Here is a 23793-nt window from a genome sequence, read left to right as displayed (position 1 = left end):
GCGGCCAAGTAAGCGGCCAAGTAGCGGCCATGGCCGCCGCCGCCGAAACTGCGAGGAGCAGGGCATGACCTCGGTTCGGGTCCTCATCCAGTCGGAGTCTCAGGGCCAGCGTCAGGAGACGATGGCCGTCACCGGACCCATCTCCATCGGGCGTCACGCGCAGTGCGTGCTCCGGCTCGAGAGCGATCTCGTGTCCCGGCAGCACGCGGTCGTGCAGATTGGGCCGCAGTCGATCCTCGTCGAGGACGTCTCCACGAACGGCACGCTCGCCGGCGGCATTCTGCTGAAGCGCGAGGCGATCGAGGTGCCGTTCGGCACACCGGTGGTGCTCGGCGACTTCACGGTCGCGTTCTTCCCGGGCGACGCGCCGCAGGCGCCGCCGCCGCCGCAGACCCGCCCGCGGACGGGCCTGCCGCCGATGGCGCCGCCGCCGATGCCCTCGCAGATGCCCCCGCACATGGGTCAGCCGGGGGCGCACGGAGGGCAGCACGGGCAGCACGGCGGCCAGCAGGGTCACATGGGCATGTCGGGGCAGGTGCCCGCGCACATGCAGCAGCACCACGCGCAGACGCGCGGCGTGGCGCCCCCGCTCCCTCCCCAGGCGCTCGGGCAGAACCCGGCGATGCAGGCGCAGCTCATGCCGTCGCGGCCCCGCGACGAAGAGCGAAGAAAAGACGTCGAAATGCGCCGCGAGATCCACAAGGCGCTCCTCGAGCACCTCGATCTCGCCACCATCGACGCGAAGAAGCTCGACGACCCCTCGATGCGCCCGAAGGTGCTCACCGCGCTCCGCCAGATCGTGGCGAACATGGCGCTGAAGATCCCGCCCGAGATCGACCGCGACACGCTCATCGGCGAGCTCTCCGACGAGGCCCTGGGCCTTGGGCCGCTGGAGCGCTTCCTCTCCGACCCCAAGGTCAGCGAGATCATGGTCGTGGATCCCAACACGATCTACATCGAGAACAGCGGCAAGCTCATGCTGTCGGAGGCTCGGTTCACCGACGACGAGCGCGTGCGCGCGGTCATCGAGCGCATCGTCACGCCGCTCGGCCGACGCATCGACGAGTCGTCGCCGCTCGTCGACGCGCGCCTCAAAGACGGCTCCCGCGTGAACGCGGTCATCAAGCCCATCGCGCTCCGCGGTGCGTGCATCACCATCCGCAAGTTCTCGAAGGTGCCGCTCACGCTCGAGAAGCTCGTCAACTACGGCTCGATGACCACGCAGATGGGCCGCTTCCTCACGCGCTGCGTGGTCGCGAAGAAGAACATCGTCATCTCGGGCGGCACGGGCAGCGGGAAGACCACGCTGCTCAACGTGCTCTCCGCCTCGATCCCCGAGGAAGATCGCATCGTCACCATCGAAGACGCGGCCGAGCTCCAGCTGCAGCAGCCGCACGTCGTCTCGCTCGAGACCCGCCCGCCGAACCTCGAGGGGCGCGGCGAGTACACCATCCGCGACCTCGTGAAGAACGCCCTGCGTATGCGCCCCGACCGCATCGTCGTCGGCGAGTGCCGCGGCGGCGAGGCGCTCGACATGCTCCAGGCCATGAACACGGGACACGACGGGTCGATGACCACGACCCACGCGAACTCCCCGCGCGAGGCCATCAACCGCCTCGAGACGCTCGTGCTCATGTCGGGCCTCGACCTGCCGGTCCGCGCGATCCGCGAGCAGATCGCGGGGAGCGTGAACATGATCGTCCAGCAGAGCCGCCTCTCCGACGGCTCGCGCAAGGTGACCGCGATAAGCGAGGTGACCGGCCTCGATCGCGAATCGGGCGACATCGAGCTGCGCCACATCTTCGCCTTCGTGCGCACGGGCACGGGCCCAGGCGGCAAGGTCGTGGGTGAGTTCCGCGCCACGGGCTACTTGCCGTCGTTCCTCGATACGTTCATCGTGATGGGGCTCGTGAAGCCCGGGGAGCCCTACGTATGATGAGCGGCAGAATGGGGGACGTGTCCCCCGTGACGGAGGTGCTGAAGTGGGCGAGCGCCGGGGTCACCGGGCTCGCGCTCTTCGCTGGCACGTGGGCCGCCGCGGCCGATCAGTCGGGTCCCGTGTACCGCTACTGGGCCCGCTACAACTCGCTGCTCGAGCAGCGCCTGCGGCCGATGTTCATCTTCATCCCGGGGCAGAACATCACGCTCGGGCAGCTCGGCGTGGCGTTCTTCCTCATCACGGCGAACGTGCTGTTCTCCATCCCCATGTGGTGGGCGGGCCTGCTCCTCATCGCGGTGGTGCCGCTCGTCTACATCGAGGCCATGCGCCGCAAGCGGGTCGAGCTCATCGAAGAGCAGCTCGACAACTTCATGCTCGCGCTCGCGAACGCCCTGAAGACCACGCCGAGCATCGGCGGCGCGCTCAACTCGGTCGCGTCGGTCATCACCGATCCGATGCGTCAGGAGGTCGACCTCGCGCTGAAGGAGATGAAGGTCGGCAGCACGCTCGATCAGGCGCTGCTCCACATGGCTGCGCGGGTCGGCAGCCGCCAGCTCGACTCGGCGCTCTCGTCCGTGCTCATCGGTCGGCAGGTCGGCGGCAATCTCCCGAAGGTGCTCGAGGCGACGGCCAACACGCTCCGCGAGATGCGCCGCCTCGAGGGCGTCGTCCGCACCAAGACCGCCGAGGGCAAGATGCAGCTCTGGGTCATCGCGGTCATGCCGTTCGGCTTGCTCGTCGGCCTGAACTCGCTCTGGCCCGGCTACTTCGACCCGCTCACCAAGAGCGTCACCGGGTACCTCATCAGCACGGGCTGCGTCGCGTGTTGGGCCAGCTCCATCATCATCGCCCGCAAGGTGCTCGCGGTGGACCTCTGACATGCCCACCTACTCCTGGCAGCTCCTCACCCTCCGCTACTCGGTGCCGGTCCTCATCAGCTTCGCAGCCGCCCTGGCCCTCTACACGATCGGCAGCGCGCCGAGCCGCGTGGCGAGCCGCTTCGGCCTCCGCGGCCTGAAGCGCCAGCGCGCGTTGGCGAACAACGAGACCTGGGCCAGCATCGAGCCCATCGTGCGCTGGCTCGGCCTCCGGGTCAGCGGCCTGCCCACCGACGAGCAGCGCGCGGCCCTCGACAAGCAGATCGGCCTCGCCGGCGACTTCATGGGCATCAGCGCCGACGAGTACATCGCGCTCACCATCCTCGCGACGGTCGCTGGCGGCGTCGTGGGCGGCATCTTCGGCTGGATGATGGACCTCGGGCAGATCACGCTCATCGCCGGCCTCGCGCTCGGCGGGTCGATGCCCTACATGCAGATCAGCGGCGAGGCCCAAGAGCGACTCAAGTCGGTCAGCCGGGGCTTGCCGTATGTCATCGATCTCATGGCGCTTTCCATGGGTGCGGGCCTCGACTTCCCCGGGGCCGTTCGCCAAGTGGTCGAGAAGTCCAGCAACCCGGCCGACCCCATCGTCGAGGAGTTCACTCTCCTCCTCCAGACCATGAACCTCGGGCGCACCCGCAAGGACGCGCTCATCGAGTTCATGAACCGTTGCCCCTGCGAGGCCGTGATCGAGTTCGTCAACTCGCTTGTCCAAGCGGAGGAGCGCGGCAACCCGGTCTCGGAGGTGCTCAGCATCCAAGCGGGCGTGTCGCGTCAGCGCCGCTCCGTTCGCGCGGAGGAGTCGGCGGCGAAGGCGGGCGTGGCCATGGTCGGCCCGCTGATGCTCGTCTTCTTCGCCATCATGGGGCTCATCCTTGGCCCCGCCATGATGAACATCACGGGCGGCCTCTAGCCGGTGTAGAAAGGTTGTTGAGTGCGCGTCCTACGCTTCCAGATCCGACTCCCCACCGGGCAGATCGAGCAGCTCAACATCGAGTCCGAGCGCGTGCTCATCGGCAGCGGCGCGCACTGCGAGATCCGCTTGCCGCTCGATCAGGCGGCCGTCGAGCACCTCCTCATCGAGCTCGGCCCGGCGGGCGTCTTCGCGAAGGCGCTGAACTTCCAGCCCTCGCCGACGATCAACAACGTCCCTTTCATGCAGTCGCCGCTCCCGCCGGACGCGGTGCTCGGCGTCAACCAGACCCAGATCGCCGTCGCGATCGCGGACTCGGCTGGCCTCGGTGGCCAGACCCAGCAGAAGAAGAAAGGGCAGAGCCCGCTGGCCTTCATCGGCCTCGCGCTCATGCTCCCGGCGGCCGGCTACCTGTTCCTCGCCCCTGACGAGGCCACCGGGCCGGTGCTCGGCAAGAAGGAGGCGCCCGTCCTCTGGGGGCCGCCCATCGCGGCCTGCCCCGTGAGCGGCGCGCAGGGCCTCGCCCGCGCGCAGGAGCGCATGGCCATCGCCGACGCGAAGCGCGAGCGCCGGCCCTTCCACGTCGCCGATGGCGTCCACGCGGTCCCTTTGTTCGAGGAAGCGGCCGCGTGCTACCGTGTCGGTGGCGACGCTGTCTCGGCGGGCATCGCCGACCAGGCGGCCCGGGCCATGCGCGCCGAGCTCAACGACGACTACCGCACACAGCAGGTGCGGCTCGACCACGCGCTCTCCGTGGAAGACTGGGCGCTCGCCCAGCGGCAGGTCCGCATTCTTCAGCAGTTCACCAGCGGAAAGACGGGCGAGTACGTGACATGGCTCTCGAACCTCGACAGAAAGCTGAAGCTGAAAATCGGCGAGGCCGCCAAGAAGACGTGAGCGCCGCGCGCCGGGGAGCCGCCCTCCTAAACTCGTGCATAATACACGCGCGCGCGCTGACGGCGACGCTCGTGGCGCTCGGTGCCGCTGCGTGCGGGCCGCCCTCCGTGTCGGAGACCATCAAGGCAGACGTGGCCACGTACAGCCGCGAGCACACCGTCGACAAGCTCATCTCGCGTGGGCGCGGCTTCGCGGCGGTGGGCGACTACGTGCGCGCGGAGGAGTACCTGGCCGACGCGCTCGCCCAAGGCGGCGACCCTCGGCAGATCATGCCGCTGCTGCTCGAGGTGTGCATCAAGGAGTCGCGCTTTCGGCTCGCGGCGAAGTACGCGCGCGAGCACCTCGTGAAACACCCGAACGACGTGCGCGTGCGCCTCGTGCTCGCGTCGCTGTACTCGGCGACCGAGGAGCCCAAGCTCGCCCGCGTCGAGTTCGAGCGCGTGCTCGCGGCGCGCCCCAACGACGCCCAAGCGCACTACGCGCTCGCCGTGCTGCTGCGGGACGCGGAGCAAGATCTCGTGGCCGCGGACGCTCATTTTCGCGAGTACCTCCGGCTCGACCCGAAGGGCTCTCACGTCGAGGAAGCGCGGGCCTCCATCCTTCACCGCGTCGAGGGCGATACGCCATGATTCCGAAGGAAATATTCGAAGAGACGCTCCTCCAGTTCTTCGGCCCCATCCGGCCCCTCCTCGAGGATCCGGGCGTCAGCGACATCATGATCAACGGGCCGGGGCAGATCTACTTCGAGAAGAAGGGGACGCTCCACCTCTCCGACTCGAAGTTCGAGAGCGTCGAGCACCTCACCGCGGCGCTCCGCAACGCCGCGCAGTACGTCGGCAAGCACATCGACGAAGAGCGACCGATCCTCGAGGGGCGCCTGCCCGACGGATCGCGTATCGAGGCCGTGCTTCCGCCGGCGGCCCCCGACGGCCCCTGCGTGTCGATCCGCCGGTTCTTCAAGGAGACCCTCACCGTCCAGCGCCTCATCAACTTCGGCGCCATGACCGACGAGGTCGCCGAGGCGCTGAAGGTGTTCGTCGCGTCGAAGCTCAACGTGCTCATCGCCGGCGGCACGGGGTCTGGCAAGACCTCGATGTTGAACGCGCTCTCGTCCTTCATCCCCGACGAAGAGCGCGTCGTCATCATCGAAGACTCCCGCGAGCTGCAGCTCCAGCGCGTGCACGTGTGCCAGCTCGAAGCGCGCCCGCCCGATCCAAAGGGCAAGGGCGAGGTGAAGATCCGCGACCTGTTCCGCGCGACCCTCCGCCTCCGCCCCGACCGCATCGTCGTGGGCGAGATCCGCGGCGGCGAGGCGCTCGACCTCGTGCAAGCCATGACCTCGGGCCACGGCGGCTGTATGTCCACGCTCCACGCCACGTACCCGCGCGACACCATCACCCGCCTCGAGACCATGGGCATGATGAGCGACGTCGACATGCCGCTCCACGCGCTCCGCGTGCAGATCGCCTCGGCCGTGAACCTCATCGTTCAGGTGTCGCGCCTCCAGGACGGCAGCCGCAAGATCACGCACGTGACCGAGGTCTTGGGGTATGATGCGACCACGAGCTCGTATCAGATGCAGGACATCTTCGTGCGCGAGTACCAAGGGTTCGACCCGTCCGGAAAGATCGAGAGCACGATCGGCCCGACCGGGATCATCCCTCGTTGCATCGAGCAACTGCACGAGCACGGGCTCGACCTGCCGGCCTCGGTCTACGAAGCCGCGCAGCGTCGGCGCTGACGTCCCCGGTTCTCGGTCGGTCGATCCTCCAACCTCCTTCCCCCCCCGCGTGTTGTCCCTTCATGGCGGCCTCCACCCACGTCATCGAGATCGTGAACGGAATCGGGGAGCCCGGGTTCATCCCGCTCACCTCCGGGAAGGAGTCCCCCACGCTGAGCATCGGCCGCCGCGGCCAGTGGCGGATCGACGGCGCGCGCATGCTCGACGTGCACGCGTACGCGTACTTTGACGGCTACGCGCTCTTCCTTCAGACCACCGACCCCGACAACGCGGCGTGTGTCGACGGCTTCCCCATCGGCACCGAGTGGACCGAGGTGCGCCCGCCTTGCAGCATCGACATCGGTGGCGCGCGCTTGGAGTACCGCGCCGAAGAGCGGGCCGCGGCCGGTCCGCCGCCTGCGCCCGCTGCGCCCCCGAAGGCGCCGACCGCAGCCCCTATTCCTGCGGCTGGCCAGCCACCCGCTGCCCGCACCGCGCAAATCTCGGGGGGCGCTCCGGCGGTGCCCACCGACGCGCCGTCGCGGCCGTTCCAGCCCGGGGCGTTCTCGAGCCAGGCCGACGACGGCGAGTCCACGCGGGTCGCGCCCCTGGATCTCTCCATGTCGCGCAGCGGCACCCGCCCGCCCACCGGCGCCTTCCCGCCCGCCGGGGGCGGCTTCCCCATGCAGGCGCCCGGGATGCCCAGCGCAGGCATGAGCGGCGGTTTCCCGATGCAAGGGCCCGGCGCGAGCGGCGGCTTCCCGATGCAAGGGCCCGGCGCGAGCGGCGGCTTCCCGATGCAAGGGCAGGGGGGAATGCCCGGCGGGATGCCCGGCATGAGCGGCGGCTTCCCGAACGCGTCGATGAGCGGGGGAAGCAGTGGCTTCCCCCCCATGCAGCCGATGCAGGCTGGCGGCTCGTTCTCGGCCGGGCAGGAGCAACTTTTCCCTCAAGGATTCTCGGCCTCTGGCGTCGGACAGCTCCCGCAGGCGGCGCCGCCCGCCGAGACCGACCCGCTGAAGAAGGCGATCGCCGACTTCAAGACCGCGTCGCCCGTCCGCAAGCTCACCTACATCATCCTGCCGCTGGCGCTCGTCGCGGCGGCGCTCATCCTCTTCACCGACGATCCACCGCCGCCGCCCAAAAAGGCCGCCCGGTCCGACGCGGGCGCCGAGGCCGGTGCGCTGGCGGGCGATCCGGCGCCGGTGCCCTCGGCGATGGGCCTCGTCCCCACGCCCACGCCGCCGAGCACGCCGCCGACGCCCACTCCGACCGCCCCGGGCACTGCGCCCAACGCGCCCAACCCCACGCCGGGCCCCGCCCCCTCGGGGACGTCCGATCCGTCGGCGGCCGCGGGGAAAGACGCGGGCAAGGGGCCCACACTCGAGCGCACCGCGGTCGACGAGGTCCACAAGGGCGATCTGGCCAAGGCGGCGGAGGCCTACGAGCAGCTCGCGCGCGAGCAGCCGCAGAACCCCTCGTACGCGTACGCCGCTCGCATCCTCCGCGAGCGCCTCGCCGCTGGGGCGGCCCCGCCCGGCGCGCCGGCGTCTGGCGCGCCGCCGCCTCCCGCCCCACCGCCCCCATGAGGGTGGGGTGGTCGAAGCCTCCCTGGGGGCCATACCCGCTCGGCATGTTGGGGCTGGCCCCCATGGCTCGCCGACGATCCACGGGGGGCCTCGTGGGCGCGCGACCCACGCCCGCGCGAGCGCTCATCCCGAGCGCCCCGCGCCCGGCCTGCTATTCTGCCGAGATCCCACACCTTTCCTGAGGCGCTTCGTGCGCCTCGCTCCTGCACCTCCTGGCCCCCCGTGTGCAACGTCTCGCTCTCGAGGCCGAAAATGAACCGCAGCTCGTTGTCCATTCGGACCGCCCTCGTCGCCCCCCTCGCCCCCCTCGCCCTCCTCGCTTGGCTCGCGCTCGCCGCCGGCGCGCTCGCCGCCTGCGCGGACGATACCCCGGTGTTTCCGCCCGGCGGCAGGACGCCCGTCGCGGGCGACGGCGGGGGGGTCGCCCCGCCGGGCTCGCCCGGGGACATCCAGGCGAAGCAGGCCTACGCCGAGAAGCTGTATCGGGAGATCGAGCCCGCTCTCAAGAACGCGTGTGGCAAGCAATGCCACGAGCTCGGGCAGTTCAACCCGGAGCCCGCGAAGTTCCTCGAGGGGCCCGACTCCTACGTTTCTATTCGCAAATTTCCAGGCATCGTCGTCCGCGACGCCTTCCAGAGCAGCCTGCTCACCCACGGCGCCCACGCCGGACCGTCCATCTCGGCGACCCCGGAGCTCGAAGAAAAGACCCGCAAGTGGCTCGAGTCCGAGGCCGTCGCGATCACCGCGGCGAAGCTCCCCGGGACCGACCCTTTCGTCGTGAAGACCGGCCCGAACGAGATCGATCTCACGAAGGCGGCGCAGGGCGGGCTCACCGGCGTGAAGCTCAAGTTCGACGCGAGCCTCATCGGCGGCATCCTCTCGCTGAAGAACCTCAAGCTCGTGGCGCCTGCCGGCACCGACGTCCACGTGAACGCCCCGCGCTTCGTGCGGGTGCTCGCCAAGCCCGATCCGACGGCTCCCGAGCTCATCGACGCGAGCTTCTCGAACCTCGATCAGACCGTGCAGCAGGGCACCGAGGCCCTCCTCGGGCCGGGGGCCGTTTTCTTCTCCGGAGAGGGATGGGCGCCCTTCGATATCGCGGCCGACAAGCTCCGGTTCGACGCCGTGAAGCTCGAGAAGGGCACCTACCAGACGCCCCCGCAGATTAAAAAGTGCAAGGATCCCAATGCGTTCGGGAACACGATCCTCCCGGCGTTGCGAGGGCAGGGGGTGGGCGGGGGCTCCAACTGCGCGAGCTGCCATGGCGCCGGGTTGGCTGGGCTCTCGCTCAACGGCAACGACAACCAGGCGATGTGCGACTCGGTGCTGGGCAAGCTGAACGAGGGCAACCTGCCGACGAGCGTCTTGCTGCAGAAGGCCGCGACCGCGGGCGTCGCGCACACCGGCGGCAAGGTCGGGAACACGCAGGGGTTCATCGACCTCTTCGTGAACAACAAGGCCATCTTCTTCTGAGCCTGCCGCTCTAGGTCGCGCGCGTCCGCGTGGCCCGGTCTTTGCAAAGAAGTGACTTCGATCATGGAGAAAGGGAAGCACATGCGCAGGCGAACTCTCACCGCGTGGACGCTCGCAGGGTTCGGCATGGTGGCCGTCCTCGGCGGCTGCTCGAGCGAAGGCGATCCGAACCAGCTCGGCTCGGAGACGACGCTCGACCCCGGCGATCCCTTCACCCCCGGGCCGGGCGGCGTGCCGGGTGGGGGCACGGGCCCCGGGGCCTCCCCGGAGGAGGGGCCGCCCGTGCAGCTCGAGCAGCGCAAGCGCGACTACGGCGAGTCGCTCCGCGCCGCGAGCCTGAAGCTCGTGGGCGAGGTGCCGACCCTCGCGGAGATAAACTCCATCGCTTCGGCGCCGAGCGAGGCCGAGCAGAAGAAGGTCTACGAGGCGCACGTCGATCGCCTGCTCGGCGATCCGCGCTTCACCCTGAAGATGATCGACTTTTGGCGCGACACGCTCCGCACCGCGCAGGTCGGCAACATTGGCCAGAACCAGCCCAACAAGGACTTCGCGGCGAACTTCGCCGCCCTGGTGACGGTCGAGGGGCGCCCCTTCACGGACCTCTTCACCGCGAAGACCGGCACTTGCCCCACGTTCGACGCCGCGCAGAGCAAGCTCAACGCGGCCGACTGCGCAGCGAACGGCACCCTCCAGACCGCGGGCCTGCTCACCGACCGCGGGCTCATGGCGCAATACTTCGCGCCGATGGCCTTCCGCCGCGTGCGCTTCGTCCAGGAGACCTTCGTCTGCGCGAAGTTCCCCACCGAGTTCAGCGACAAGCCGGTGCCGATGGGGCTCACCGTGTACACGAACACCTGGCCCTTCGACAGCGTCACGGGCGGCACCGGCGACCCCGACATCCGCGTGAACTTCAAGGACACCTCGGCGGTCAACTGCGCGAACTGCCACGGCACCATCAACCACCAGGCGCCGCTGTTCGGGAACTTCGACGGGAACGGCGCCTACATGACCGACATCCAGGTCACCGTCCCGGTGGCCGGCAACCCACGTGCGCGCCTGAAGGACTGGCTGCCCGACGGCCAGCAGACGTTCGGCTGGCGGTTCGGCAAGCCCGTCACCGACATCGCGGGCTTCGCGGCCGAGATGGCGAAGGACCCCGACGTCGCGGCCTGCGCGGTGACCCGCGCGTGGAACTACGCCTTCTCTCGCGGCGACGTGGTTGGCGATCTCGCGACCGTCCCCGCGGTCGTCACCAAGAACGAGGTGGCGGCCTTCAAGGCCGGCAACTTCAAGTTCAAAGACACCCTCGGTCGCGTCTTCAAGAGCGACGATTTCACGATGTGGTGAAGGGAAGGAGTCCAGCCATGAAGCCAAACGCACTCACCTTTGCCTCCGTGACCACGGTCCTCGCGGCGCTCGCGCTCGCGGGCTGCGGCGAGGCCGGCGACCAGCTGAACCCCGGCGCCGGCGCCGGCTACGCGAACGACCCGAACCGCACCGCCGCTGGCGGTGAAGAGGGCACGTTCAACCACGTGAACGACCCCGCGGGTGTGGTCGATGGCCCCCAGCCCGATCCGGGGCAGCGCGCCCTCGAGACAGCGGCCGCGGGCGGCGCCGTCGCCTCCGCGCGGATGCACGCGTGCGGCAAGCTGACCCTCCGCGGCATGGGCAACCTGCTGAAGAGCCGCGGCGCGTCCACGCAGAACCAAGGGCTCGTGACGAACGCGGCGAACGCCGCCGCGCTCGGTGGGCCGAACTACACGGGCCGCATCCCCGAGGCGCCGTTCTCGTCGACCTCGTCCATGGGGAAGGCGTTCGACATCTACGCGTCGGTCTCGGCCGACGTCGTGAAGCCGGACTGGGCGCCTCCAGGCTGCCCCGGCGTGAAGCTCCTCGAGAACGGGAAGTTCACGAAAGACGGCGTGTCGTGCCTCATTGGCAAGCCCGCGAAGCCCGCGCACCTGGCGCTGGCCGACGATCTCGTCGCCCAGGCCGACAACCCCACCGACGGGCAGCGAATCGCCGTCGCCGCGCTGCTCGCCGCCGCGCACACCTGCGAGTGAAGGAGGACCGTCATGATCGATGAACGACTCAAAGATCTCCGGGGTTCGAGCCGGCGCGATTTCATCAAGTGGTCGACGGTGCTCGCCGCGGCCATCGGCCTCGAGCGCTCGAAGCTGCTCGACGTGCTGAACGACACCGCGGGTAGCGCGCTCGCCGACTCGGCGGGCATTCGCCCGACCGCGTTCAGCATTTTCCAGCTGGAGGCGAACGGCGGGCTCGCCAACATGCAGCTCCTGTTTCCGCAGACGCGCATCGCCACCGGGAACAACCCGGCCTTCCCGTTCCACGCGATGGGCAAGGCCCTCAAGGTCGACGGGTCCAACAAGCCGATGTACGTGGCGCCCGAGATGGCGAACGCCATCAAGTCGGCGAAGTTCCCCTTCACGGCGTTCCTCGCCGGCCGCAACGAGACCCACACGGGCTCGCCGGTCACGACCTCCACCCTCGGCGGCGCGGGCAGCCTGCTCGCCAACGCGGCCGCCATCCAGCAGAAGGTGCCCACGCTGCTGCCGTTCATCACGGTCGGCAACATCACCTTCGGCACAGCCGACGGCGCGCCCGCGCCGGCCGTCGTCGCCAACGCGGGCGGCATGGTCGACCTCTTCAACAGCAACGCGTCGAAGACCCTGCTGGCCACCCCGAAGAACGCCGCCCTCGCGGAGTCGTACTACAAGGCCTTCCTCAACCTGAACGCCGCCGCGGGGCGGGCGACCATGTCGCGAGGGCTCGACACCGGCAAGGTGTCGATGAACCTCCTCGGGAAGAACCTCTCCGATCAGCTCCGGCCGACGACCGCGGACCTCGCGATGTTCGGCCTCAACAACCCCGGCCTGCCCGCGGCCGCGATGAACATCGGTCAGGCCACCATCACCGCGCTGAAGGCCTTCGCGCTGGGCCTGAGCTCGGGGGTCTGCATCTCGGGCTTCCGCAACGATCCTCACCAAATGTTCGCGAACGGTGACGCGAACGCCGAGCTCGTCGCCAAGTCGATGAGCGACATCCTGAACGGCATGTTCACGATGGCCAAGTCGATGCCCGACCCTGCGTCGAGCACCAAGACCATCCTCGACAGCCTCGTGTGGTGCGTCTACGGCGACACCTGCAAGTCGTTCACGAACCGCAGCGGCTGGCCGGACGGCACGGCGATGGCGTCCAACATGCTCATCACCTACGGCGCCGGCTTCCTCAAGACCGGCTGGTTCGGCGGCCTCGGCGCGGCGGACAACCAGGTGGACGGGTGGGATCCCGCCACGGGCAACACGGCCCCCTATGTCGAGGCCACGACGGGTCAGGCCGCGGCCGCCGCGGTGTGCTACGCGGTCGCGAAGGGCGACAGCCGCGCTTCGCCGTTCCGCGGCGATCTGAGCGGCATCACGAACACCGTCGTCATCTGAGCTCGCGGCGATATCGACCGAGCCCCGCCCCTCTCGAGGGGGCGGGGCTTCGTGCTTTGGGCGCGTCCGCCCAGGTGCTACCCGCGCTACGCGCGAACACTTGGTTACTTGCACTGGTTCAACCATTATACAGATCGGAGCGCAGGCTCTTCTGTAACTGTATGAAATTGCTTGTTCGTGTCGCCTGGTGAGGCCCGGCATGGTCACTGCTTCAGGGGAGGTCATGCAGCCCATCTCCCTTCGCGCGCCTCGCACGATCCCGCTCACGCAGGCCGCCGAGTACCCGGCGCTCGCGCGCGAGGGGGCGCGGCCGTCGCTCCGTGAGGCGTTCGTGGTGACGGTCCTCTCGATGGCGGCGATGGTGGGCCTCTACTCGGGCCTGGACGGGCGCAACGCCGCGCTGGCACCGAGCGCGCTCTTCCGCCCCGCCACGTCGCTCGACGCCGCCTTGCCCCTCGTGGTGCCGCTCGTGTGGGTCTACTACGCGTACTTCCCGCTCACGGTCTCCATCCACCTCGTCACGCGCCGCGACCGCGCGCTGCTCTACGAGGCGTTCGCTGGGTACCTGACGCTCGCGATCGTAGGGTTCGCGTTCTTCGCGCTCTTGCCCTCGCAGATGACCCAGCCCTCGCTGGCCGCCTGCACGAGCGCCGACTGCGCCGCGCTCGACCTCATGTACCGCTCCGACCAGGGCTTCAACGCGTTCCCCAGCATGCATGTGGCTTACAGCGTGTTCGTCGCGTCGTTCTTCTGGGACCACGCGCGGCGCTGGTCGCCCGTGCCCATCGCGCTCGCCCTCGGGATCGCCGCGTCGACCGTGCTGTGCAAGCGGCACTTTCTCGTCGACGTGCCGGCGGGCGCTGCGCTCGCGTTCGCGGCGAGGCCGCTGGCGCGCAGGGCCGGCGGGCACCTCGCGCGCGCGCTCGAGATCCTCCGCTGAAAGCAGCGCGGGAAGACCCGGCCCGTGGACCTACGTGCTCGAGAGCCCGCGCTTCTTCCCGCGTCCGCGCGTGCCGTGCACGATGATCGTGGGGTCGCGCGGCGCGGGGCGCGTGCGCTCGAGCGACGCGCGAATGCGCTCCGCCTCCTCGCCGTGCCGCGCCCGGATGCCCTTCGCCACGCGGAGCGCGAGGTCGCGCAGCGCCGGATCTTTCACCGCGGCCCACCGATCGACCTCTGCCACGGTCTCGGCCGGGTAGCGCGCCGCGAGGCGCACGGGCACCGCCGCGAGCGCCTCCATGAGCGCCTTGTGGCCCGGGTACCGTGACGCCGAGCGTGGCGCGCGCAGGACGAGCTCGAAGCCCTCGGTCAGTCGAGCGACCACGGTGGCCGCGTCGCGTGTCATGTCGAGGAACGACGGGAGCGCGAGGGCGAGCAGCGCGGCGGTGGCGTGGAAGTAGCCGTCCATGTACGGCGCGAGCTCGCCGACGAGCTCGTCGCCCGCCTTCGCGCCGATGCGCGCGAGCGCCACGGGCACCGCGTCGCGCACGCGAAATCGGAGATCGTCGCAGGCCGCGTGCAGGTGCTCGACCGCGAAGGGCCGCGCCTTCGCGTCGGTCGCGCCTCGCACGCCGAGCGCGTGTACCGCGCACACGGGGACGATCTCGTGAGCGGAGCCGCCGGGCGCCACGTCAGCGTCCAGCAGCACCATCGCGCGCAGCAGCGCGTCCACCTTCTTGCCGCGCGCGCCCGCCTCGACGGCGAAGGCCTCCACCATGCCCGCGTTGATGCGCGTCCCGGGCAGCCCCGAGAGCTTCGCGAGCAGGTGGTACAGCGCGTCAACGCGGCCGGCCACGGCGGCGTCGAGCGCCGCGGGAAACGTAGGATCTCGGAAACCTTCGCGATTCACGGTCATGGGGTCCCTTGGCGGAGGCAGGTAACAACGCAGTGCGACAGAAGTCACAAGGAAGTGACGTTGCATGATGGCGGCCCACGTGCGCGACAGGTATGCTTTTCAAGGCGCGGGTGGGGAGATTCGATTTCTACTCTCTCGCGCGGTTCACTCCGAGAAAAGCGGGCGCGAAAAACGAATGGTGCGCGGTCGGATTCTTCACCTCTCCAAAGCGACCGTCCCGGCCCTCGCCGCGGCGTTCGTTGGGTTTGCGACGCTCAACTCCGCGTGCTCGCTCCTCTTCTCGACCAGCAAGGAGCAGTGCAAGTCGGACGACGAGTGCCGCGCGCGAGGCGCAGGGTTCGAGAACACCCGCTGCTCGCTCGAGAGCCTGTGCGTCGCGGGCCCCGAGGTTGACGCGGCCCCACCCGCCGACGCGGCCGCGCCGGACGCCGCACCCGACGCTGCCGACGCCGCCATCGACCCGTTCGCGTGCGCGACGCTTCCGGCGATCAACCCGGATCCGTCGCGCAAGGTCGACGTGTCGATCCAGTACCTCGACTACACGAACGGCATCCCGCCCACGGGCGTCGGGGTCCGTCTCTGCGCCTCGACCGACAACCAGTGCAACAACCCTCGCAACCTCGACGCTGGCGGCCCCGCGGACGCCGGCCCCGAGGCGGGCGCGGGCTTCGTGGTGCCCACCGCCGAGGGCTGGGTTGCGGCGACTGTGGAGTACGGCTTCGAGGGCTTCTTCGAAGTGAAGTCCGGCGCCTACGCGCCGACGTTCCGTTACACGTCGCCCCCGCTGCGGGCCCCCAAGACCGACTTCCTCCAGCTCATGCTGCGCCCCCAGGAGATCTCGTATCTGGCCGACACGGCGCTCGGGAAACCGAACGCGTACGACTCGGTGAACCACGCGCTGGTCTTCGTGTTCGCGCGCGACTGCAACAACAACCCGCTCTCCGGGGTGCGCTTCACCACGACCGCCCTCGACCCGCTGCTCGTGCCTTTCTACATCATCGGCTCGACCCCCGAGATTGGCGCGGACAAGAAGACCGATCCGCTCGGGCGCGCCGGCTTCATCAATATTCCGCCGGGGTTCCACACGTTCACGGCGGAGTGGGCCGACAGCGGGAAGCGCATTGGCTCGACGCGAACCCTCATCCGCGCCGGCGCCGCCACCTCCGTGGCCGTGTTCCCCTCGCCGCCCTGATCGCTCCCCGCCCAACGCCCTGCGAACCGAGCCCCATGAGCCAGCCGAACCGCCGCCCCGAGGAGACAGGTCAGATCAAGCCCCTCGAGGCGTTCGATCTGTCCCTGGCCGCGTCGCTAGGCAAGTACCGCCTGTTGGGCGCGCTCGGCCACGGCGGCATGGCCGACGTGTACCTCGCGATCGCCGACGGCCCGGAGGGCTTCCGGAAGCTCTGCGTACTGAAGATGCTCAAAGAGAGCATGGAGCAGGACGAGGACTTCCGCGCGATGTTCCTCGACGAGGCGCGCCTCGCCGCGCGCATCCACCACCCGAACGTGGTCCAGACCTTCGAGGTCGACGACACGCAGGGGCGGCTGATGCTCGCGATGGAGTACGTCGAGGGGCAGCCGATCACGCGGGTGCGGCGGCGCGTCGCGCCCGAGCAGTTCCCGCTGACCGCCTACGTGCGCGTGCTCTGCGACGTGCTCGAGGGTCTCGACTACGCCCACAACCTCGCCGACTACGACGGCACCGTCCTCGGCATCGTCCACCGCGACGTCACACCCCACAACATCCTGGTGGGCTACGACGGGCGCGTGAAGCTCGTCGACTTCGGCATCGCCAAGAGCGCCGCGGCGAGCCAGATGACCCAGGCCGGCGTGCTCAAAGGCAAGGTCGGCTACATGTCGCCGGAGCAGGCGAGCCTCGGCGCCGTCGACGGACGCGCCGACGTGTTCTCCGTGGGCGTCATTCTCTGGGAGGCCATCGCCGGGCGGCGGTTCGCCGAGGGCGCGTCGGCGCGCGACGTGCTCACGCGCCGCATCGACGGCAGCGATCCGAAGATCGCCGAGATCGTGCCGGAGGTCGATCCGGAGCTCGCCGCGATTTGCGATCGCGCCATGGCCACGAAGCCGGCGAACCGCTTCCCGACCCCGTCGGAGTTTCAAATCGCGCTCGAAGGCTGGCTCCGCAAGCACGGTGAGCCGCCGCGCAAGACGTGGGCGAAGGCGCTGCGCGATGCGTTCGCGCCCGAGCGTGAGCAGCTCCGTGCGCTCATCGAGCAGCGCGTGACGGACAACGGCATGAGCGGCATCCGCAGCTCGCTCTTCACCACGGGGTCGCACGCGGTCTCGAGCTCCGGCCCGCACTCCGTGCCTCGCATCTCGACCGAGCCCGCGGAGCCGGCCCCCACGAGCGGCGAGTCGCGCACGTTCGCGCAGCCACCCGTCGTCGTGCCGTCGGACGCCACCTCGCGCATCTCGCTGCCCGAGCCGCGGCCCGGCCGCTCGCTGCCGGTCGTGGTCGCCGTCGCCGCGGCCGTCGCGGTGGGCTTCGGCGTCGCCGCCTACGTGGTGCACGCGCAGGGCCGCGCGGGTGGTCCCCAGGCTGCGACGCAGCCGCCCGCACCGCCCCCCCCCTCGGCGGCGCCCGCGACTGTGCCGGCGACGCCGGCGTCGGCGCTGACGGCGGCGCCCACGCCCACACCGTCGGCCTCGGTCGCGGCCCAGGCCGCCCCCGCGACTCCGCACGGGCACGTGTTCGTGCCCGGTGCGGGCGTGCCGCGGGTCGGCGCTCCGGCCCCCACCGTCGCGCATTCCGGCCCCGCCGCAACCACGGTCGCCGCGCCCACGCCCACGACGAAGCCGTCGGCGAGGGCGCTCGACGAGAAAGACCCCTACGCGCCATGATGCCTCGCCCGCGCAGCCTGCGCCGCGCCGCCACAGCGGCCATGCTGATCACCACGGTTGGGGTGCTGGGAGGCCTCGCCGACGCCGCCCTCACCGAGGGCTCTGCGCACGCGCAGGCGGCCGGGCTCGACGAGGGACGCACACGCTTCGCACGCGGCATCGAGCTCTACAAGGAAGGGAACTTTCACGCGGCGCTCGCGGAGTTCCGCGCCGCCAACGCCGCGGCGCCGTCCTACCGCATCGAGTACAACCTCGGACAGACCCTCTACCAGCTCCAGGACTACGCGCGAGCGGTGCGCTCGTTCGAGCGGTACCTCCGTGAGGGTGGCGACAAGATCGACGCGGAGCGCCGCAAAGAGGTCGAAGGCGAGCTGGCGAAGCTGAGGCAGCGCGTGGCGCAGCTCACGATCACGGTGGCGGTCACCACGTCGCCCGTCGAGATCACCGTCGACGACGAGGCACGCACCGAGCCGCAGCCGCTGCTGGTCAGCGCGGGGCGCCGGCGCATCTCGGTGACCGCCTCCGGCTACCAGACGGAGACCAAGGTGATCGACGTGGCCGGCGCAAAGCAGATCGAGGTGAAGTTCGATCTGAAGCCGATCGGTGGCGTGGTGGCCACGAAGGGACCCACGCCCGAGGCGCCCGTGATGCGGCCCAAGAGCCGCACGCCCTTCTACATAGGCCTCGCGGCGACTGGCGTCATGGCGGGTGGGACCGCGGTGTTCGCGATCGTCACCTCGTCGAAGCACTCGACCTTCGAGAAGACCCTCGCCACGCCCAACGCCACGAAGGCCGACATCGACAGCCAGCGAAGCGGCACGAAGACCATGGCGCTCGTGGCCGACATCTTCGCGGGCGCCACGCTCCTGGCGGGCGGGCTCACCGTGGTGGCCTATGTGATGACCTCGGGTCAGGAGCCGGAGCGCGGCCCGGCCCCGAAGGCGGCGAAGGCGCCCGCGCGCGAGTGGCACCCGCTCCTCGGTCCGGGCTCGGTCGGCGTGGGCGGCACGTTCTGAGCCCGTCCGCCGCGGTCCGAATAGTGACGTAGTTCCAGCGACTTGCCGCTGTCCGGCGTGTGCCCGCCGTGGCGCGACCCCGGCGACGCACGCCTGCGCCGCCCGCCGGGCTTGGCGGGCTTGGTGGGCAGCGCAGCCGGGCTACGCGAGCGCTACGGGGCCTCGGGGCGGAGGCGGACGCTCGCGGGCGGCGAGTAGGTCGTGCTGGTGAGGCTCCACGGCTGAATGTGCACCACGGCCGTCTCGCACACGCCGAGCGCGATGGCTCCACCGTTCGACTTCGTGAGCCCTGGGCACCAGTCCGAGCCGCCGGCCTCTGGGCTCGTGTAGCCGCCGTTGCCGCTGAGCCCCTCGCTGATGAAGCCGGTGCACGCCTGGCGCTCGGCGTCGGTGGCCGGGCGCGTGCTGCGCCGGTAGTACGTGAGGAACGCGTCGTCCTCACGGGTGGCGTCCGAGGTGCATACCGCCCAGCTCGAGAGCACGATGGGCACGCCCGCCGTGTTCTGCACGACCCAGTAGCGGGCGGGTTGGGGGTTCGTCGTGGCGAGAGAAGCCGGGCAGGTGCCCGCGCCCAAGAGCCGCGCCGCGGTGGGCGCCGCCGCGAACGACGTGCTCAGCGTAGTGGTGTTCCCGATCGCGCCGAGGGCCACGTCCACGCCCGCCGTGTTGCAGGCGACGTTCAAGTTGAACGCGCCGCTCGTCCCGCCGCCGGGGTTCGGGTTCGCCACCGTGATCGACACCGCCCCCGGGTTCAGGAGGAAGCTCGCCGGCACGAGCGCGGTGAGCGAAGTCCCGGAGACGAACGTGGTGGCGATGTCGGCGCCGTTCGCGCGGACCTGGCTCGCCGTGACGAAGCCGTTGCCCGTGAGCGTGACGGTGGTCGCCGCGGAGCGCGCCGCGACGGTGCTCGGCGAGAGCCCCGTGAGCGTGGGCCCTGGGTTCTGGACCGTGAACGACTGCACCGCGGAGGTGCCGCCGCCGGGCGCCGGGGTCGACACGCGCACGGCGATGACCTTCCCGGTGGCGAGCTGCGCCGCCGTGAGCGTCGCGCGGAGCTGGCTCGACGACACGAAGGTCGTGGTGCTCGCGACGCCGTCGAACGAGACCTGCGACGCGGAGTAGAAGGCCGAGCCGTTCAGCGAGACCACCACCGGGCCCGAGCCCGCGATCGCGCTCGAGGGCGCGAGCGAGACGAGGTTCGGCGCGGCGTACTGGACGCGGAACTGGACCGGGTTGCTGAGCCCGCCGCCCGGGGGCGGATTGCTCGCCGTGAGGGGAAAGTCGCCGACGGCGGTGAGCGAGCCCGCCGGGATGGTGGCGTTCATGTGCGTGGCGTCGACGTAGGTCGAGCCGATCGCGACACCGTTGAACATCACGCTCGTGGTCGACAAGAAGCCCGTGCCGACCAGGGAGACGGCCGTGGCGCCGGAGCCCACGAGCTGGCTCACCGGCGTGACGGAGGTGAGCTGCACCGCCGGCGTGGACACGGTGAACGAGAGGGGCGCGGTCGTGCCGCCGCCCGGCGCGGGGTTCACGACCGTGACGTTGAAGGTGCCCGGTGTGGCGAGCTGTGGGGCGGGGATCGTGGCCTGGACCGAGGTGCTGCTCCCGAACGTGGTGACGAGATCGACGCCGTTGAAGACCACCTTTGCGCCTGAGACGAAGCCTGTCCCGGTGATCGTGAGCGTCGTCGCGGGGGAGCCGACCACGGCGCCGAGCGGCGCGAGGGTCGTGGCCGTGGGCGCCGGGTTTTCGACGGCAAAAGGGATCGCGGCCGACGTGCCACCGCCGGGGGCGGGCGTGGTCACGGTGATGGAGAGGGTCCCCACCGTCGCGAGGAGCGAGGCCGGGAGGGTCGCCTGCAGCTCCGTCGCGCTCGTGAAGGTGGTCGCCACCGCGGTGCCGTCGACGTGCAAGACCGAGGCGGAGGTGAAGGCGCTGCCCGTCGCCTTGATCGTGAGCGGCGTCGCGCTGAGCGCAGACCTCGGCGGCGTGAGCGAGGTGAGCACCGGCACTGGCGCGGGGGCCGCTACGTCGCCGGTGGCCGCGGCGTCCCGGGCGCTGCTGTCGCCCGAGGCTGCGTCGGGCGTGGTGGCCGCGTCGAGCCCCGTGGGGTCGGGCGTGGTGCCGGTCGGAGCCGTCGGGACGACGGGCACGTTCTCTTCGGTGTCGGGAGCCTGCCCAGTCGCGCAAGCGCTCGAAAGGAATGGGATAACACCCGAGACGAGCAGCGAGAGAGAGGCGAGACGCAGGCGACGGGAAGACATCGGAAGAGGCTCCTGGCTATTCTCGTGCACCATGGCATGGGTTCGTCGCGCCGGCCACAGTCTGGGGGCGAAAGCCACCGGCCCTCCCCCCGGCCTTCCCCCGGCATGCCCCTCGCGCGTCGCGCTCCACCCGGACGGGTCGCTCGCTCACGCCGTCGAGATCACGACGCGCCCGTCGCGGATCACGAGGGACACCAACGCCAGCCCGCCACACAACAGCAGCACCTTGGTCTCGCGGGGCGCGCACGGCGCCGCGAGCCACGCGCGCTGCGCCGGTCGCAAGGCTACTGTGGCCCCGAGCAGGCGCTCGGCGTCCGCGCCGGCCAGCCCGAACGTGACGGTGCTCCCCTTCGCGAGCTCGAGGCCGAGGGCCTTGCCTACGCGCACCGCGGCGTCGTCGGCCCGCACGACCAGGAACGCGATCATCTCTGCGCCCTCTGCGCGGACGCCCACGAGGTTCTCCGCCTGGGTGGGGAGCGCGTCGCGCACGATCGCGATGGCGTCGGCGTCCGCCAGCCGCCCGCGCCCGTGTCTGTCGCTCAACGACCTGCCGATCATCGCGTCTCCCTCCGCGGTACCGTGTGTTGGCGCGCCCGGCAGGACTCGAACCTGCGACCAACGGCTTAGAAGGCCGCCGCTCTATCCAACTGAGCTACGGGCGCGAGCCCCCGCCTCGCTTACCAGGAATCGGGGGCGACTGCACGCGGCGGCCGCCTGTTGCCTCGCGGCTGCGGCTCACACGTCATCGCGCCCACGGCTTCGGAGCCAGTCGCGGAGGGCCTGGCCCGTGCCCATCGGCCAGGGGCGGAGCTTCGCCTCCGGCACGGCCTTGTACGCGGCGAGCTCCTCCCCGAGCTTCACCTCTCCGGAGGCGCGCACGTGGTAGGTGACGAGCAGCTCGTTCTTCATCTCGAAGGCGTGCACTCCCACGAGCGACACGACCTCCGCGGTGAGCCCGAGCTCCTCTTGCACCTCGCGCAGCACGCCCGCCTCGGGCGTCTCACCCGCCTCGAGGTAGCCCGTCACGAGGCCGAACATGCCCTCCGGCCAGCCCACATTCCTCGCGAGCAGGACGCCCTCGGCGTGCTCGACGATCGCCGCGACGACCGGCGTCGGGTTGCCGTAGTGCACCCACCCGCAGTCGGGTGCCGTGCACCGATTGCGCGCTCGCCCCTCGGCGTCTTCGGCCGTCACGAGCGCCGCCCCACACGCGATGCAGAAGTTCGCCTTCATGGCGAGACCTCGCCTTCGGCGCGGGCCCGCCATCGACCACCGTTCGCCCCTGCGGGGCTCACTTGCAGGTTCATGGCGAGACCTCGCCTTCGGCGCGGGCCCGCCATCGACCACCGTTCGCCCCTGCGGGGCTCACTTGCAGGTTCACGTTGCCTCTCCGTTTCGCCTCAGAAGCGGGTCACCTCGAAGTGTCCCACGTAATGGTACGTGCCGTACTGCACGGTCGACGCGAAGAGCTTCACGTCGTGCGCGCCCATGGAGTCTACCGGGCACCGCGCCTCCGCCTTCGCGCCCTCGCGCGTCACCGCGCACGAGTGTCGCGTGCCGGCGTTGTGATCCTCGGCGATGAGGAACAGGTGCTTCGGGTTCTCGAGCTCGATCGTGAAGGCGCCGTTCACCGTGACCTGCGAGCGCTCCGGGCTCCGCAGTCCGAGCCCGTCGGCGAAGAACTCGGCGCTCAGCATGGGGCGCCGGAAGAACTCGCCGCGCTCCCAAGGATCGTGCGCGAGCTGCCAGCGCGCCTCGTCGGGGAGGTGGTCGACGCGAAACGCCTCGGGCGGCGTGCGGTGGTATATCGTTCTGTATTCCTTGATGAATTTGGCGCCGTCGAGGTGCCCCGAGTCCCACGTCGTGTCCACCAGCGCCCACGCGCCGTCGATCTTCACGGCGTTCCACGCGTGGAGCTCGCCGTCGGGGCGCATGCCCAGGCCGCGGACGGTGCCCACCACGTAGCGCGCCTCGAGCCCGGCCGCCTTCGCGACCTCCGCGAAGACGCGCGCGTAGCCTGCGCACACGCCGACCCGCGTGCGAAACACGGTCGCGGCGTCCTGCGGCGTCCTGCGGCCCTCGCGGTAGGCGGGCCCGTCGTACGCGATGCGGTCGGCGACCCAGTCGTGGACGGCGCGCGCGCGCTCGCTCTGGGTGGGCTCGTGCTGGGCGATGTAAGCGCCCAGCGTCGCGGGTGACGCCTCCGCCTCAGCGGGGAGGGTCTGCACGAGCGGCGAGAGTCTTGCGGGCGCCGGCCACACAAACTCGGGCTTCGCGGGCGCGGGCGGCGGGGCGGTCGAGGTGGGCGCGACGTCGACCGGGGCTGACCCGGTCGCGCTCGGGGGCGGCGCCGCCGAGGGCTGGACGCGCGCGCTCGGTGCCGGCTCACCCCCAAGCTCGTTCGCGGGAGGGGGCTTGTCGCTCGTGTCGAAGGGCTCCTCGCGGGCGGCGAGGTAGAGCCACTCGAGGCCGCGCGCGGCGGCGTGGGTGAGGGCGCGCCCTTTGTCGGCGGCCTCTCCGGTGCGCCCGTCGAACATCCAGTCGCCGCGGGTCGCGAGCGCCGTGAACGCCTTCTTGGGGAAGAGGGCGACCAACACGACGAGGAACGCCACGCTGAGGAAGAGCGTCCGGAGGAGCAGACGATCGCGGCGCTCGAGCGCGCGCTTGCCCGGCCCGGCGCGGAGGGTCGCGGCGAGCTCCCACACGCCCGGCGCGAGGGGGAAGAGCACGACCCCGATGAGCGCCGACTGCCACGCGCGGTGGTGCGCGTAGGCCGCGAGGGACGAGGCGAGCCACGCCGCGAGCAGCGGGATGGCCATCGCGAGCGCCCACCCAACGCCCGCGAGCGCGAGCGACGCCGCCGTGTTGCGCTCGCGGGGTCGCGTGGTCGGTCGCGTGGCCATCGCAGCACGATAGCGCGACCAAAAGA

20 protein-coding genes and 1 tRNA gene are annotated in these 23793 nt (G+C 70.5%); 15 read left to right on the top strand and 6 right to left on the bottom strand.

The window, feature by feature from the left end:
- Nucleotides 1-64: 64 nt before the first annotated feature.
- The 12 genes from tadA (at nucleotide 65) to IPQ09_08030 (ending at nucleotide 13807) form a co-directional block, all read left to right on the top strand.
- Nucleotides 65-1936, top strand: a complete 1872-nt coding sequence (gene tadA, locus IPQ09_08085) for a Flp pilus assembly complex ATPase component TadA (GenBank protein MBL0194170.1) — start codon at nucleotides 65-67, stop codon at nucleotides 1934-1936.
- 20 nt (nucleotides 1937-1956) lie between these two features.
- The gene (locus IPQ09_08080) at nucleotides 1957-2817 is read left to right on the top strand and encodes a type II secretion system F family protein (protein ID MBL0194169.1); all 861 of its coding nucleotides are present in this window, start codon (nucleotides 1957-1959) and stop codon (nucleotides 2815-2817) included.
- 1 nt (nucleotide 2818) lies between these two features.
- Nucleotides 2819-3730 (top strand): type II secretion system F family protein, encoded by a 912-nt coding sequence (locus tag IPQ09_08075; protein MBL0194168.1) that lies wholly within the window; start codon nucleotides 2819-2821, stop codon nucleotides 3728-3730.
- A 21-nt stretch (nucleotides 3731-3751) separates the two neighbouring features.
- Complete coding sequence (locus IPQ09_08070) at nucleotides 3752-4627, top strand: hypothetical protein (protein ID MBL0194167.1); 876 nt, start codon at nucleotides 3752-3754, stop codon at nucleotides 4625-4627.
- Nucleotides 4628-4698: 71 nt separating this feature from the next.
- Nucleotides 4699-5256: a tetratricopeptide repeat protein gene (locus IPQ09_08065; protein MBL0194166.1), complete on the top strand. Its 558-nt coding sequence runs from the start codon at nucleotides 4699-4701 to the stop codon at nucleotides 5254-5256.
- A complete protein-coding gene (locus tag IPQ09_08060) occupies nucleotides 5253-6368 on the top strand; it encodes a CpaF family protein (GenBank protein MBL0194165.1) in 1116 nt (371 codons plus the stop codon). Before IPQ09_08065 ends, IPQ09_08060 begins: the two co-directional genes overlap by 4 nt.
- A 62-nt stretch (nucleotides 6369-6430) precedes the next feature.
- Nucleotides 6431-7936: a hypothetical protein gene (locus tag IPQ09_08055; GenBank protein ID MBL0194164.1), complete on the top strand. Its 1506-nt coding sequence runs from the start codon at nucleotides 6431-6433 to the stop codon at nucleotides 7934-7936.
- A gap of 252 nt (nucleotides 7937-8188) precedes the next feature.
- Complete coding sequence (locus IPQ09_08050) at nucleotides 8189-9409, top strand: cytochrome c (protein ID MBL0194163.1); 1221 nt, start codon at nucleotides 8189-8191, stop codon at nucleotides 9407-9409.
- Nucleotides 9410-9490: 81 nt separating this feature from the next.
- Complete coding sequence (locus IPQ09_08045) at nucleotides 9491-10756, top strand: DUF1549 domain-containing protein (GenBank protein ID MBL0194162.1); 1266 nt, start codon at nucleotides 9491-9493, stop codon at nucleotides 10754-10756.
- Between the two features lie 17 nt (nucleotides 10757-10773).
- Entirely contained in the window at nucleotides 10774-11472 is a 699-nt protein-coding gene (locus tag IPQ09_08040) for a hypothetical protein (GenBank protein MBL0194161.1), read from the top strand.
- Nucleotides 11473-11484: 12 nt separating this feature from the next.
- The gene (locus tag IPQ09_08035) at nucleotides 11485-12867 is read left to right on the top strand and encodes a hypothetical protein (protein MBL0194160.1); all 1383 of its coding nucleotides are present in this window, start codon (nucleotides 11485-11487) and stop codon (nucleotides 12865-12867) included.
- Nucleotides 12868-13066: 199 nt separating this feature from the next.
- Nucleotides 13067-13807 carry a phosphatase PAP2 family protein gene (locus tag IPQ09_08030; GenBank protein MBL0194159.1) on the top strand — a complete coding sequence of 247 codons (741 nt, stop codon included), beginning with the start codon at nucleotides 13067-13069 and terminating at the stop codon, nucleotides 13805-13807.
- 30 nt (nucleotides 13808-13837) lie between these two features.
- On the opposite strand, the gene IPQ09_08025 is transcribed toward IPQ09_08030, so the two are convergent.
- A complete protein-coding gene (locus tag IPQ09_08025) occupies nucleotides 13838-14722 on the bottom strand; it encodes a hypothetical protein (GenBank protein ID MBL0194158.1) in 885 nt (294 codons plus the stop codon).
- A gap of 175 nt (nucleotides 14723-14897) precedes the next feature.
- On the opposite strand from IPQ09_08025, the gene IPQ09_08020 reads away from it, so the two are divergent.
- From IPQ09_08020 to IPQ09_08010, 3 genes are read left to right on the top strand one after another with little or no spacing between them, the layout of a single operon-like run.
- Nucleotides 14898-15914, top strand: a complete 1017-nt coding sequence (locus tag IPQ09_08020; GenBank protein ID MBL0194157.1) for a hypothetical protein — start codon at nucleotides 14898-14900, stop codon at nucleotides 15912-15914.
- A gap of 35 nt (nucleotides 15915-15949) precedes the next feature.
- Nucleotides 15950-17581, top strand: coding sequence for a serine/threonine protein kinase (locus IPQ09_08015; protein MBL0194156.1), 1632 nt, complete (start codon nucleotides 15950-15952; stop codon nucleotides 17579-17581).
- Entirely contained in the window at nucleotides 17578-18597 is a 1020-nt protein-coding gene (locus IPQ09_08010) for a tetratricopeptide repeat protein (GenBank protein ID MBL0194155.1), read from the top strand. The genes IPQ09_08015 and IPQ09_08010 overlap by 4 nt, the downstream gene beginning before the upstream one ends.
- 152 nt (nucleotides 18598-18749) lie before the next feature.
- Here the strand turns inward: IPQ09_08010 and IPQ09_08005 are convergent, their stop codons facing one another.
- From IPQ09_08005 to IPQ09_07985, 5 genes are all read right to left on the bottom strand, one after another.
- Nucleotides 18750-20864, bottom strand: coding sequence for a hypothetical protein (locus IPQ09_08005; protein MBL0194154.1), 2115 nt, complete (start codon nucleotides 20862-20864; stop codon nucleotides 18750-18752).
- A 147-nt stretch (nucleotides 20865-21011) separates the two neighbouring features.
- Nucleotides 21012-21407: a hypothetical protein gene (locus IPQ09_08000; GenBank protein ID MBL0194153.1), complete on the bottom strand. Its 396-nt coding sequence runs from the start codon at nucleotides 21405-21407 to the stop codon at nucleotides 21012-21014.
- A gap of 42 nt (nucleotides 21408-21449) precedes the next feature.
- Nucleotides 21450-21526: transfer RNA gene (locus IPQ09_07995), tRNA-Arg, on the bottom strand.
- 73 nt (nucleotides 21527-21599) lie between these two features.
- Nucleotides 21600-22097 carry an NUDIX domain-containing protein gene (locus tag IPQ09_07990; protein MBL0194152.1) on the bottom strand — a complete coding sequence of 166 codons (498 nt, stop codon included), beginning with the start codon at nucleotides 22095-22097 and terminating at the stop codon, nucleotides 21600-21602.
- A gap of 167 nt (nucleotides 22098-22264) precedes the next feature.
- Complete coding sequence (locus IPQ09_07985; GenBank protein MBL0194151.1) at nucleotides 22265-23767, bottom strand: transglutaminase; 1503 nt, start codon at nucleotides 23765-23767, stop codon at nucleotides 22265-22267.
- Nucleotides 23768-23793 lie beyond the last annotated feature (26 nt).

The organism is Myxococcales bacterium (genome assembly GCA_016720545.1).
In the GTDB taxonomy this organism is placed as follows: Bacteria; Myxococcota_A; Polyangia; order Polyangiales; family Polyangiaceae; genus JAAFHV01.
The sequence above is the reverse complement of the archived record's forward strand: the minus strand, read 5'-3'. Positions and strand labels throughout refer to the sequence as shown.